The 12,446-nt window shown below is 66.9% G+C and carries 13 protein-coding genes and 2 pseudogenes; 6 read left to right on the top strand and 9 right to left on the bottom strand.

Translation table 11 applies throughout. The features are described from left to right. Positions 1-6: 6 nt before the first annotated feature. Positions 7-207, top strand: coding sequence for a DUF5999 family protein (locus tag OG395_RS55885; RefSeq protein ID WP_327249870.1), 201 nt, complete (start codon positions 7-9; stop codon positions 205-207). A gap of 17 nt (positions 208-224) precedes the next feature. Here the strand turns inward: OG395_RS55885 and OG395_RS55880 are convergent, their stop codons facing one another. Continuing rightward, positions 225-1,445 (bottom strand): IS110 family transposase, encoded by a 1,221-nt coding sequence (locus OG395_RS55880; RefSeq protein WP_327249869.1) that lies wholly within the window; start codon positions 1,443-1,445, stop codon positions 225-227. A 239-nt stretch (positions 1,446-1,684) separates the two neighbouring features. On the opposite strand from OG395_RS55880, the gene OG395_RS55875 reads away from it, so the two are divergent. Further along, on the top strand, positions 1,685-2,335 hold the full coding sequence (locus OG395_RS55875; RefSeq protein WP_327249868.1) for a hypothetical protein: 651 nt from the start codon (positions 1,685-1,687) through the stop codon (positions 2,333-2,335). 231 nt (positions 2,336-2,566) lie between these two features. On the opposite strand, the gene OG395_RS55870 is transcribed toward OG395_RS55875, so the two are convergent. Then, positions 2,567-2,776 (bottom strand): hypothetical protein, encoded by a 210-nt coding sequence (locus OG395_RS55870; RefSeq protein ID WP_327249867.1) that lies wholly within the window; start codon positions 2,774-2,776, stop codon positions 2,567-2,569. Positions 2,777-2,795: 19 nt separating this feature from the next. On the opposite strand from OG395_RS55870, the pseudogene OG395_RS55865 reads away from it, so the two are divergent. The 3 genes and pseudogenes from OG395_RS55865 to OG395_RS55855 all read left to right on the top strand — a co-directional run. After that, positions 2,796-3,317, top strand: a pseudogene (locus OG395_RS55865) (B12-binding domain-containing radical SAM protein); the annotation flags it as partial. Continuing rightward, positions 3,314-3,934, top strand: coding sequence for a dTMP kinase (gene tmk / locus OG395_RS55860; RefSeq protein WP_327249866.1), 621 nt, complete (start codon positions 3,314-3,316; stop codon positions 3,932-3,934). The pseudogene OG395_RS55865 and the gene tmk, both read left to right, overlap by 4 nt. Beyond that, the gene (locus tag OG395_RS55855) at positions 3,931-4,404 is read left to right on the top strand and encodes an NUDIX hydrolase (protein WP_327250150.1); all 474 of its coding nucleotides are present in this window, start codon (positions 3,931-3,933) and stop codon (positions 4,402-4,404) included. Before tmk ends, OG395_RS55855 begins: the two co-directional genes overlap by 4 nt. A gap of 389 nt (positions 4,405-4,793) precedes the next feature. Here the strand turns inward: OG395_RS55855 and OG395_RS55850 are convergent, their stop codons facing one another. From OG395_RS55850 to OG395_RS55840, 3 genes are all read right to left on the bottom strand, one after another. Next, positions 4,794-5,195 carry a DUF6009 family protein gene (locus OG395_RS55850; protein WP_327249865.1) on the bottom strand — a complete coding sequence of 134 codons (402 nt, stop codon included), beginning with the start codon at positions 5,193-5,195 and terminating at the stop codon, positions 4,794-4,796. Continuing rightward, entirely contained in the window at positions 5,192-6,607 is a 1,416-nt protein-coding gene (locus OG395_RS55845; protein WP_327250149.1) for a DNA primase family protein, read from the bottom strand. The genes OG395_RS55850 and OG395_RS55845 overlap by 4 nt, the downstream gene beginning before the upstream one ends. A 107-nt stretch (positions 6,608-6,714) precedes the next feature. Further along, positions 6,715-7,830: a bifunctional DNA primase/polymerase gene (locus OG395_RS55840; RefSeq protein WP_442818818.1), complete on the bottom strand. Its 1,116-nt coding sequence runs from the start codon at positions 7,828-7,830 to the stop codon at positions 6,715-6,717. 488 nt (positions 7,831-8,318) lie between these two features. On the opposite strand from OG395_RS55840, the gene OG395_RS55835 reads away from it, so the two are divergent. Next, complete coding sequence (locus OG395_RS55835) at positions 8,319-8,447, top strand: hypothetical protein (RefSeq protein WP_327249864.1); 129 nt, start codon at positions 8,319-8,321, stop codon at positions 8,445-8,447. Here OG395_RS55835 and OG395_RS58980 read toward each other — a convergent pair. The 4 genes and pseudogenes from OG395_RS58980 to OG395_RS55820 form a co-directional block, all read right to left on the bottom strand. Further along, positions 8,414-8,524, bottom strand: a pseudogene (locus OG395_RS58980) (hypothetical protein); the annotation flags it as partial. The gene OG395_RS55835 and the pseudogene OG395_RS58980 sit on opposite strands and share 34 nt — an antisense overlap. 555 nt (positions 8,525-9,079) lie before the next feature. Then, complete coding sequence (locus tag OG395_RS55830) at positions 9,080-9,466, bottom strand: DUF6009 family protein (protein ID WP_327249863.1); 387 nt, start codon at positions 9,464-9,466, stop codon at positions 9,080-9,082. 241 nt (positions 9,467-9,707) lie between these two features. Continuing rightward, positions 9,708-11,219 (bottom strand): DNA primase family protein, encoded by a 1,512-nt coding sequence (locus tag OG395_RS55825; RefSeq protein ID WP_327249862.1) that lies wholly within the window; start codon positions 11,217-11,219, stop codon positions 9,708-9,710. Next, positions 11,216-12,253, bottom strand: a complete 1,038-nt coding sequence (locus OG395_RS55820; protein ID WP_327250147.1) for a bifunctional DNA primase/polymerase — start codon at positions 12,251-12,253, stop codon at positions 11,216-11,218. Before OG395_RS55820 ends, OG395_RS55825 begins: the two co-directional genes overlap by 4 nt. Positions 12,254-12,446 lie beyond the last annotated feature (193 nt).

Genomic DNA, 12,446 nt, shown 5'->3' with positions numbered 1-12,446 from the left:
ACGCACATGTGCCAGCACAAACCCCCCTGCCCCACCGGGGACGCGTCCGATCGCGAGGCGGCCAGGACCGTCGCACAAGACGACGTCCTGGGCTGGGCCCTGCTGTGCAACGGCGTCGTGCTCTTCGACGACACCGGTGAGCTGCTGCCCGACGGCCAGATCATTGCCCCGCACCGCCCCACCGCGCTGACGGGAGCAGCCGCATGAGTTTCCTGAGTCAACCTCTATGCCGCCAAGGGCGTGTCGGCGGTCGTGTTGATCTTGCCGTTGGCTTGGTGGATGGCGGGGTCGTAGCAGGTTCCGTCGCGCCAGCAGGCCCACATGACACGCAGCCAGGCGCGGGCGAGGATGCGGATGGCGTGGGGGTGTCGTTTCTGGCGGGCGCGGGCGTCGTTGTAGATTTTCGCGGCCCAGTCGCTGCTGTGCCGGCTGTTGTCGGCGAAGGCGGTCAGGGCGACGCGGGCTCTGCGGTTGGTCGCGAAGCGGAAAGCGACCGTGCGGGACTTGCCCGATGCCCGGGTCACGGGAACGACACCGGCCTCGGCGATGAGCTGTTCGCTGGTGCGGGCGCGTTCCAGAAGCGGGCCGATCTCGCCGATGATCTGGCCGAGGCTGACCCTGCCGATGCGTGGCATCGTCGCGAACAGCGGTGCGTAAGGGTGGGTTTCGACCGCCTCGGCGATGGCTTTGTCCAGCGTGCGGATGGTCGTGCGTATGCCCTTCACCAGCTGGACCTGGACCCTGATCAGCTGCTCGACGACTGCCTCGCTGATGCGGGAGGCCGCCTTCGGAGCCGCCCGCAGATGCTCGATCAGGACAGCTCCGGGCTTCCTGCCGGAGTAGCCGTGGCGCTTGCACCAGGCTTCCAGCCGTCCGGCGGTGAGCCTGGCGGCAGAGGCCGGGGTGGGGTATCGCTCAAGGAACGCCATCGCGATGTCGCTGTCGAGGTTGGCGAACACGGCCTTGCCACCGGGCCAGTGCATGTCCAGCAGCGCGGCGAGCTGGTTGACCGCGGCGATACGGGCCTCGACGTGGTCGGCGCGGGTCCGGGTGAGGGCCTGCAGATCGAGGGTGGCCTGCTCGGTGGGCTCCAGGCGGGGCAGCAGGTGTCCGTCGGTGCGCAGGTAATCGGCGAGCTTCATGCTGTCGCCCGCGTCGGTCTTGGCCTTGCTGGCGCCCCAGCGCGGGCGCATCGCGTGGAAGGCGTTGGGGTGCACGGGCACCACCGGGTGGCCGGCCGCCAACAGCCGGTCCACGGCCAGCCCGCGGCTGGTCTCGATCATCACGGGCAGATCCGCCGGGAGACCCTGCTTGCCCAGCCGGGCCAGAGTTTTGGCGAATCCCTCCTCGGTGTGAGCGAACTCCCACCGGTCCACGTGCTTTCCGGCGTCGTCCATGACGGTCACGTCATGGGTTTCGGTCGCCCAGTCCCATCCGATGAACACGAAGGTCGTACTCCTGTGACTTCGACGGAGCACCTGCCCGGGGGTGAGGTCGTCTGCCGGGAGCTCATTAATCGGCCCTCTGCGGGGCGTGTCCCTGAAGCCGATCAGACGGCCTCGGTCCGGCGGGGCTGGCGGAACTCATGCTGGCCGTCGAACGGCTCGCACTACTGGCCATGCACCCACCGGGACCGAGAGGTCACAACCCTACCGAAGAGGGCTGCAGAAGGGATGGTCCTCTAATGAGCACTGTGAGCCGCCTGGTCCCGTACATCACTGCCCGCGAGGGCGAGGAACCCGAGTCGTACCTTGCCCTGCGCGCTTCCTTCGACGGCGCCGGCCTCTCCGCTCTGGGCTACTGGGACGAGAGCGGAGAGGACCGCGATCCGCGGGGTGTGCTGTGGGGTCGGTGCTCGCAGTCGATCGGTCTTGACGGGTTGCCGTCCGGACAGCCGCAGTGGCGGCTGATCCACCCCGCCAGGCAGCGCGAGACGATGACGTTGCTCAACTGTCAGATCTGCGCGGGCCCCACCAGAACAGCGGAGGGATACCCATTCCTGGCAAGCGCCGCCGAAGGCGATCCGCGGCCCGGGGAACCTACCGCGCAGCCCCCGGTCTGTCTGGCGCACATGCGCGTCGCAGTTGAGCAGTGCCCGCACCTCCAGAGGGGCTACACCGCCCTGATGGTGCGCAGCGCCCCCCTCTACGGGGTCATTGGGACGCCGTACGAGTGGACCGCCCAGGGGATCAACGCGCTGGCCGGTGACGACACGCCCGTGCCGTACCGAGACCCGGCCCTGAAGTGGTTCCTGGCCTCGCAACTTGTCCGCACATTGAGGGACTTCACGGTCGTCGACCTGGACGACCTCACGACGCTCGACTCGATTGCCTGAACGTCCTGGAGGGGCCCGTGTTCCGTCGCGTGTGCCAAGTAGCAGTTTTCCTAGCTGCCATCGCCTTGATCATCGCCGCCGCCGAGCGGGCGCCCGCCGCTCCGGCTGACCAATTTCCGGCCCTCCCCCCGACGCCTCAGGGGCTCGGTGGGAGGGCCGGGCTCCAAGCTCCCGGCGCCGGGCAGCTTCCCCTCCCCCGGTTGCTGGGCGATGGGTCTCCCCTCGATCCGACTACCTGAAGGGAACCTTGTGGACGTAGCGCTCCCCGCCTTCGTCGAGCAGCTGCTCGGCCAGGGCCGAGAACCGGACGACGTACCCAAGATCCTCGCGACGGACACCGATGGCTGGCTCGTGCCATTGGTCGCCCGCCTGGCCGGCCTGATGGAGCACGGCTTGCCCGGCGCGCCCGCCGGTGCGTTCCTGGCTCACGGGTATGCCCATCTGCCGCTTCCGGCTCGTGACGGCCGCGGAATCTACCTGCGCCTGGCTCTCGGACAGCGAACTCGACCTCCTCGTCCAGAACGGTCTGCGGGAAGTTGCCCTCGGCATCGAGTCCGGCAGCGACCGCATCCTGAGCGCGATGGACAAGCGGATCGATGCAGAGATGACCGCGTGCGTCGCCCGCCGCCTGGTGGCTCACGGCATCGGGGTGAAGGGCTACTTCATCCTCGGGTTCCCCGGCGAGACCCACGAGGACATCGAGGCGACCGTGCGCCACATCCGCAACCTCTGGGCCATCGCCGACAGCAACCCCGGGGACGTACGCGCGAGTGTGTTCGAGTTCCGCCCCTACCCCGGAACACCCGTCTGGACGACCCTCACCGACGCCGGCCACAAGCCCGACGAACTCCTCGCCTATGGCGACATCGACCTCACCGAAGACGGCGCCGACGAGTCCATGCGCCAGCGCGACTCCACCCTCGCCACGCTCACCCGCGAGCAGCACCAGCGCAACCAGAAGACTCAGGAGGCAGCGGCATGACCGGACGCGGACTGTTCATTACGCTCGACGGCCCCAGCGGCGTCGGGAAGTCCACCACTATCCAGGCCCTGCACGACGAACTGGCCAGACGGGGCATCTCCGTCTGCCAGACCCTGGAACCCACCACCAGCGACATCGGTCGCTTCATCAGCGCGCACTTCAGCCACATCCGCGGCCACGCCCTGGCCTGCCTGGTCGCGGCGGACCGGTACGAGCACGTCGAGCACGAGATCGAGCCCTGGCTGAGCGCCAGCGACACCGTGATCTGTGACCGGTACCTCGCCTCGACGCTCGTCATGCAGCGGCTCGACGCCGTGCCGCTGAAATTCCTGCTCGGCCTCAACGCGCATGTCCTGATGCCGGACCTGGCGGTCATCCTGACTGCGCCCTCCGGCCTCATCGCCGAACGGATAGCCGTGCGCGGCCCCCGCAACCGCTTCCACCTCGACCCGACCGTGCCCGGCCGCGAAGTCGACCTCTACGACGAGACCGCCCAGACCCTCATGACGGCCAACGTGAAGGTGCTGGTCGCGAACACCAGCGAAGCCACTCCATCGGAGGTTGCGGCCACAATCGCCGACGCGATCTCCGATTCGTCGGTAGCGTCGGCTGCCTGAACACCACCAACAACCTCTCAGGGACCACGACACCGCCACTCGCAGAACCCGTCATCGATACCCACGCCATCCTCCGCGAGGGCGACAAACTGCTGTTCTCCCAGCGCGGCGGACCGTACGGCTACGGCCGCTGGCACATGCCCTCCGGCAAGCTCGACCTGGGCGAGCCCCTGAGCGTCGGGGCCGCGCGGGAACTGCTGGAGGAAACCGGCGTCACCGTCGATCCGGAACATCTGCGACTGGTGCACATCGTCCACCACAAGCAAAGCGACACCGTGGAACGGATCGGGTTCTTCTTCGAGGCCACCAAGTGGAGGGGGGAGCCCGTCAACAAAGAACCCGAGAAGTGCCTCGGCCTGGAGTGGTTCAGCGTGCACGAACTGCCCGAGGACATCATCGAGTACCCGAAAGAGGGGCTTCTCGGCTATCTGCAAGAGGCCGGCACTTTGGCAGCGCACGGCTGGAACTAGTCCCGGAGCACGACGCGTATGTCTGCCCCGGCCTCGCGGTAAGCACCGTGCCGGGGCCGACATCCTGCGGCAGCAAAGTGTCCTGGCGTGGGCTGCGCGGGCGGCCGTCCTCGACCCGCCGGTATGGGGTTGACGTAACAGATTCCGGTACTGCCGCCTCTCTCCCAATATCAAGGCGTTGGAGCGGGCCCCGGTTCTTTATGGGAGAGATGAGCACATGACCGTTGACTTCACGTCCCCTTCCACCAATGTTCTCGAGCATCCGCACACGTGGGTTGTTGCAGCCGAAACCGTCGTCGACGAATCCGGGCACGCGTCGCCGACTTCCGCGGCCCTCGCCGGACAGCGGCTGTTCTTCCGTTGCGACATGGCGAGCATGGTGCTGCTTTTCAGAGAGGGAGTGTTATGCCTAGTTCTTGCATCGCGCTGGAGGGGGGGCCTCCCTCGGACCGCTCGGTCTTACATCCCTTGCTTGCAGGAGCGAGTGTCCGGGGGTCAATGGCCTCGGCCGGTGCTCCGGTGGCGTAGACACCGTCGGCGTCGGTGTCTCGGTCGTGCGGCAGGAGCCAGAAGACGCGTCGCCGGAAGGTGCCTGATGAGCGCGAAGGTTTGGCGTTGGGGCCAAGGAGTGCGTACCCCACCATGCGGCCGTCCCGGTGGTATGCGGGCCTGGCTCGGCGGGTGGGCAACCGGTCGAGGCTCTGGCGTACGTAGTCGAGGTCGGTCGTGTCCTCGAGCCAGACGAGTTCGATCTCGTGGCAGATCTCGTCCTCTGTGATGAGGGAGCTCACGTTGTCTCCTCGTCGGCGAGCAATCCGATGCCCGGGTAGTACTTGCGCTGGTTGGACACTTTCATTTCCTTTGGCGACGCGAGTCCGACCAGATCACGTACCCGGGTGGCGAAGGCTCGGGATGAGATGGCAGGTGCTCCTTCATTTTGGCACCAGTCCCTGTAAGCGGCGTAGAGCCTGGTCTGCTCGGCTCGGTCTCCTGGGTTAAGAGCGCAGCACTCTTCGAAGAAACGTCCGGTGTGGTCTTCGGTTTCTGCGTAGGCGGTGGTGGCGATGCGGACTCGTTGGGGGCCAGTGAGGTCTTTGTCGCCTGCGAGGTAGCGGCGTGCTCCCTCGATGAGCCAGTTGAGGATGCCGGGGCCTTCTTCAGCGACCAGGATGTCTGCGAGGTTGTCGATTTTGCGGTCGTCGGAGACAACGCGTTCGAACGGGATCATCCTCATGCGGCGCCAGAAGGCGAAACCGCCTGTGCCGACTTCGGGTCGGTGGTTGCCCAGCAGCCAGAGCTTGTGGGTGGGGGCGAAGCTGAAGAAGTCCTGCCTCATCCGGCGGGCTTTGATGCGGTCCCCGCCGGTCAGGAGTTTGACGCGTGCCTCGTCGAACTTGTCACCGGGTTTGACCTCGGAGCACACGATGACGCGTCGGCCGTGAAGTTCAGCGAGGTCTGTGGGGTGGCCCTCGTAGGGGCGGGCCATGAGGAAGCCGGGCGGGGCGGCGTCGGCGTAGTCGCCCAACAGCTTCATCAGCACATCCAGAAGGACGGACTTGCCGTTCTTGCCGGATCCGAACAGGAACGGCATCACCTGTCCCCCGACGTCGCCAGTGATCGAATAGCCCAGCAGCAGGTGCAGGAAGTCGATCATTTCCGTGCCTTCCGCGTCGTCGCCGAAGGTGTCGGCAAGGAAGCGGTCCCATCGCGGGGTAGGGCCGTGTGTCGGTCCGGTCGAGGTCGAGCGGGAGTGGAAGTCCTTGTTCGGGTCGGGTGTTCTCAGCAGGCCGGTGCGCAGATCGACCACGCCTGCGGGGGTGCACAGGACGTAGGGGTCAGCGTCCAGGAGCGCGGCGTTGAGGACCATGCCCGGGGCGGACCTGGCCTGGGTGAGCATGGCGTTCATGCCCGACGTGCTCAGGGCCCGGCGTCGATGCTGCTGTAGCGCGGCCGGGGTGAAGATGCCCCGGGGGTCGCTGACGGCCAGGTTCTCTGCGAGGTCGCCGGCTGCCCAGACGACGGCGTCGTCCTCGTCTATCTGCCAGCGGGTTGCGTCCCACCGGAACCAGCCGAGGCCGGGAACGTGGCGGTAGTCGTTGGCGTACAACATCACGAACAGTTTGGCGTTGCCGCGGTCTGAGAGCGTATCTGGTAGCAGGCCGGCGGCCGTGGCCGGATTGTCCTGCACCGCCGCCAAGCGCATTTCTCCTGCCTGAGCAGGCAGCGGCGTTGGCGCTTGCGCGAGGATCTGGGCGGCTACGGCCTGCGGATCGAAGTTGAAGAGGAAGCCGTCGTCGCTGGCGGAGGATGTCACGAGCGACTCCCCGGGTCCAATGGATGTTGCATGCCGGCATTCATGCCGCTGCGGATGATCTGCTCGATGCGGCGCGTCTGGCGGGGGCGGGCCGCGTCGGCTACCTCCTGCAGGGCCTGGGCGGCGGCTTGCTCAGCGAGGTGCCCCGCTGCAACCAGCCCGCCTGCGGTGAAGGCGGCACGGTTGAGCTTGTCCGAGAACCCCGCTCCTTCAGCCACGGCTGAACAGGCGGCGACGTCGCCCAGGACGGTCGCCAGAGTGCGGCTGGCGCGGTCGGCGCCGCCGCCGGCCGCAATGACAGCCTGGCGGGCGCGTGGCGGAACAGGACGCGGGGCAGGAACACTTGGTGCCGGAAGGTGCCCGGTGCGCTCAAGTTCTTGGGCAAGCCACGTCGGCAGCGGTGCAGGCTCCCGAGTTGCTCCGAGCGGTGCGTAGGTTCCTGCACTCGTTGTGGTGCCGGGGGCAATGATGTAACCGCCGTGGGCACGAACGTCTACCTGCCAGGCCAGCGCCCGGCCGCCGCTCGATCCGGTCGAGCACTGCCAGCGTCGTCCGTCAGTGGCGCGATACCAGACGTGGAGCCCTCCTGATGGGGTCCGCACGCGCAGGGTGGACACGTCGTCGGCGGGACTCGCTACGCCGCGCAAAGCGGCCAGGACGGCAAGAGAGTGGTAGCCGTTGGCCAGTCCCCGGAGGTCGACGCCCTCCGGGATCGGGATGCCCGGCAGGACCTGATCCCGGTCCGGGAGCGGCTGCTGGTGAGCGTCGACGTCGATGACGACCAGTCCTGCGGGTCCGCACGCGATGCCCACACCAAAATCGGGCGTGTGGCTCCACCACTGGTCGATTCGGGCTCTGTCGAGGGTGGCTGCGTGAAATCCGTGGCACCAACGACCAGCTGCCCGGCAGTCGCACCTGTGGTGGGAGTGCCCTGCTTCACGGCACCGAGGGCAGTTTCCGACTGGGGTCTTGCGTCCAGGCGTCAGCGGGTGCACTGGCCACCCGTGGCTGGCACACCACCTGGCCGTAGCCAGCATCAAGGAGTCAGCGACTGAACGTTCAGGGACTGACTGCCTTGAGTCGCTGCGAGAAATCCGCAGCTCAGAAGGCATGTGGTTCCCCCATCAGCGACTGAAGCGACTCAACAATGGACACACACTAGCGAATTACGCGGCAACGCGCGGACACCCCTGGAAACGGAGAGGTTCCGTGTCGAGGCAGGCCAGCGGGGCCAGCGACCAAGAACGATGGCCAGCGACCCAGCGGGCTTGAGTCGCTCACCTCGTCGCTCGCCGAAAACTGCAGTTCAGAAGCCTCCCGGAAGACAGGAAGCGACTGAAGCGACTGAAGTCTTCTATATATGACACACACGCACACTCAGGAATGACGGCATATACAGGCACCGTGAGTCGCTTCAGTCGCTGCTCCGGTCGAAAGATGTCCTCTGAGCTGCAGGTTTGACGTATACCGAGGCAGCGACCGAGCCTCCTCCGGGCTGCCCGGCTTGAGTCGCTGGCCAGGACTCCACTGGCCAGCGACTCAAGCGACCGAAGGAAGATGCCAGCGAACGGGCCTCTGAGGTCCAGTCCCTTGAGTCGCTGTGACGACGGTCGCCGGCCGGTGCAGTGACGAGCTGGAGCGTTTGCGCCGGGGCGCCACCTACGAACCGCAGCGCGATTTCCAGCTGCGCGCCATGGTGTACTCGTCGCTGTACTTCTCGACGACGTAGCGGACCATCCGGTCGCGGTGGCGGTCGTCGAAGTCGACATCCGGCGGAGTGATGCGCTCAGGGTTCAGGAACCGCTCTCAGCACGTGAACGTTGAGTCCGCGTCCCGTTCCGCCACGGCCACCGAGCCACCCGCACACGCGGGTTGTTGCGGCCAAGATCGTTGTCAACGACGCCGTGGCATGCATCGCCGACTTTCGCGGCTTCTTCCGCACGAAGACCGAGCAGCGCATCGATGCCCTGTGTACCTACTGCCGAGCCTGCCGACGATCGCGACCTGACCGCTGATACTCAACCCGGAGTCGCGCGCCTGTATTCGGCTTTGCACCTTCCCCTGCAGTATTTAGGGCCAGGCGCGGCATGCGGCCGGTGTCCAGCACCAGCGCAGGAACGGCCCATCTCTGCCGACGAGAATCGTGCAGGGAAGACGGACTGCTCGTCGAATAGCTAGTTTTTTGTGACGGCAGTGGCGGAGCTGGCCGACGACTCGGTTGAACAGATTCCTCCGAACTGCCACGTGGCAGTCGTTGGCTTCGCATCGTCGGCGGTATCAAGCGTCGGCCCTGCCCGAAGATGCCCGTAGTGGGGCGAAGGCCCGGTCGACCATAGCGGGCGCAGGTAGTCGGGTGGCGGACTACGAGCTGGCCGGGGTTATAGCGGAGGCGATCCCTCGCTGGGAGCGTGGTGTCTTCTCCCCCACTCGATTGGGCCGGATGGTTCGTGGGTCGACTGCTTCTCCTGGTGCTCCTTGCCGGTAGACCCCTTCAGGGGCGGAGTCGCGGTCGTGGGGGAGGAGGAAGAAAACGCGTCGCCGGTAGAGGCCGCTGTCGGGGTCGGCTTCGGCTGTGCCGTCGAGCTCGACGTAGCCGATCATGCGGCCGTCGCGTTCGTATCGGGGCTTGTTGCGGCGACGGGGGGTCTTGTCCAGGGCTTGGCGGACGTAGTCGAGGTTTTCGGGGTCCTCAATCCACACCACGTTGGCTTCGTGGGCGAGATCGCCGTCGGTCAGGAGCGAGCTCATGGCCGCGACCTCTCTTTCATTTGAGGGCACCGATTCGCGTGGTGCCCGGGTTGTTCCCCACGTGCCTGGTGGGCGGTGGTGTCCCGTGCCTGCCTTTTGTCGGCTCCTGTTGGGGGCCGTGATGTCACTGCGTGAGGCGGTGCCTCGTGGCAGTGGGCTTTGCCGTCATCGTAGACGGGCTGGGGGCGAGGGCCTAGGGGGCGTTGCCGGGGGCAAGCGGGGGCGGACGGGGGTGTGTGGTTCACTGCTCGGCTACCAGGGCGAGGTTGGGGTAGAACTTGCGGCCGTTGGATTTGATCATGTCGGCGGGTGAGGCGAGGCCCACTTCTTGCCGGACGCGGGTGGCGAAGGTGCGGGTGGTGGCGGGGCGGATGCCTTCGCTGGCGGTGCACCAGGTGCTGTAGGAGGCGTACAGCAGGCCCTGTTCAACGCGGAGGTCCTGTTTCTCGAGGTCGTGGATGCAGCATTCGGCGAGGAAACGGCCGATGTGGTCTTCGGTGTTGGCGTAGGCGCTCGTGGCGATGCGGACCCGGTCCGGGCCGGCGAGGCTGTCGCGGGTCGCGAGGTAGCGGCGGGCGCCCTCGATGAGCCACTGCAGGATGCCGGAGCCTTCGTCGCCGACGAGTTCCACGGCGAGGTTGTCGATCTTCCGTTCGTCGGGGACGATCCGCTCGAAGGGCAGCAGGCGGATGCGGCGCCAGAATGCGAAGCCGCCGGTGGAGACTTCGGGGCGGTGGTTGCCGAGCAGCCAGAGGTGGTGGGTGGGCGTGAAGGAGAAGTAGTCCTGCCGCATGCGGCGAGCCTTGATTTTGTCTCCGCCGGTAAGAAGACGAACACGGGCTTCGTCGAACCGGTCGTTCGGCTTGAGTTCGCTGCAGACGATCAGGCGTCGGCCGTGGAGCTCTGTGAGCTCGGTGGAGTGTTCGGAGAATGCGCCTCGGTCCATGAGAAAGCCGGGCGGGGCTGCGTCCGCGTAGTCGCCGAGGATCTGAATCATCACGTCGAGAAGAACGGACTTGCCGTTCTTGCCCTGGCCGTGAAGGAAGGGCAGGACCTGGGCGCCGACGTCGCCGGTGATGGAGTAGCCGAGCAGCAGGTGCAGGAAGTCGATCATTTCCCGGCCTTCGGCGTCGTCGCCGAAGGTCTCGGCCAGGAATTGGTGCCAGCGAGGGGTGGGCATGTGCAGGGGGGCAACGCTCGTGGCGCGGGAGTGAAAATCGCGTGTCGGGTCGGGCTTGCGTAGGCGGCCGGTCGTGAGGTCGACAACGCCGTCGGGGGTGCAGAGGGCGTAGGGGTCGCCGTCCAGGGTGTCGGGGTCGACGGACAGGTCTGGGGACGCCTTCGCCTGGGTCAGCAAGGCTTTCATGCCAGTGGTCGACAGGGTGCGCTTCTTGTGGATGTAGAGCTCGCGGTCGCTGAAGATGCCGCGGGGGTCGGTATCCGGCATTTCCTCGGCCATCTCCCCCGCTGCCCACAGGGCCGCTTTGTCGCCGCCGGTCCTCTTCCACCGGTAGCCGTCCCAGGCGAACCAACCCAGGCCCTCAACGTGCCGGAACTGGCTGCGGTAGAGGCGGACGAACAACTTGGCATTGCCGCGGTCGGTGAGAGTGCTGGGGAGCTGGCTCTGAGCCGACCAGGTGGACGCGGAAGCGGCCTGCACAGGGAGGGCCGGGGCGGGCTGCAGGGCTTCGAGGTCGAGCATCTGCTGAGCGGCGGCAGTTGCGTCAAAGCGGGTGCTTTCGGCGCTGCTCATGAACGTCCTTTGAGGTGGAGCGGTCGGGCGGCCCCGGCGGCGAGACCGTCATTGATGAGCTTGTCGTTGCGGGATATCTGCCAGGGGCGGGCCTGGTGCGCGGCGGCGGTGAGGAGTTCGCGGACGGTGGTTTCGCTGAGGTGTCCTGCGGCGGCCAGGCCGCCTGCGGTGAACGCAGCCCGGTTCAGTTTCTCGGTGAATCCCGCGCCTTCTGGTGTGGCCGCGCACTGGGCTGCTTCAGCAAGGTGGGGGTCCAGGATCCGGTGAGCGGACTTGGGCATGCTCGCCTGTCGGCTATGGGGCAAAGTCGGGGTGGGCGGGGTCGCTGTTGCTGAGGCGACCGTGTGGCCTGTGCGGATCAGCTCAGCTACGAGCCAGTCGGGCAACGGGGCGGGCATACGAGCGGGGCCGACTGCCTCGTAGCTGCCCTGGGTTGTGCGGGTGGCGGGCGCGATGATGTAGCCGCCCTCTGCCCGCACATCAATCTGCCAGGCGAGCGCGACCTTCGGGCTCGAGCCTGTCGAGGAGCGGAAACGGGTTCCGGCAACAGTGTTGCGGTACCAGACGTGGAGGCCGCCCGATGGAGTGCGCACGCGCAGGGTGTTCTCGTCGTCGGCAGGGTTGGGTTGCCGACGAAAGGCGGCAAGCAGTGCCATCGTGTCAAATCCTGAGGCGAGTCCAGCCAGGTTGACGGATTCGTGGATGGCGATGCCCGGGAGCAGGCGACTGCGGTCCGGCACGGGGGCGGAGTGGGCGTCGATGTCGATGACGACGAGGCCGGCCGGTCCGCAGGCAACTCCTACACCGGAGCGGGGGCTGTCGGTCCACCACTTCTCGATGCGCAACGGGTTCGTCGTGCCGGCATGGAAGCCATGGCAGGGCCTGCCTGCGGGGAGACAGGGACAGGTCTTGGGATTGTGGTGCCGGTCCCTGCAGTCCGGGCAGTTCGCGGCGGGTGTCTTGCGGCCGGCTGCAAGGGGATGGACCGGCCAGCCGTTGCTTGCGCACCAGCGTGCAAGGGCAAGCGACGGCACGGAGCTGGCCGGGGAAGTGTCCGGGCTCGTCTTACCGTGGCGCGGCACGCAGTCGTCCTTATCGGTCCGGTCGTAGGGGTTCAGTCCCTGCGGCAAGAAGGCTGGTCACAGGGGGCCTTGCCTGCACGTTCAGGGACCGAAGGGACTGTCTTTCGGAATGAGTCTAGGGCTCGGGTCATCCTCCGCCCGGGAA

Origin of the sequence: Streptomyces sp. NBC_01320 (assembly GCF_035974375.1) — a bacterium.
Taxonomy (GTDB): domain Bacteria; phylum Actinomycetota; class Actinomycetes; order Streptomycetales; family Streptomycetaceae; genus Streptomyces; species Streptomyces yanii.
This window is presented reverse-complemented; position numbering and strand designations above follow the sequence as displayed.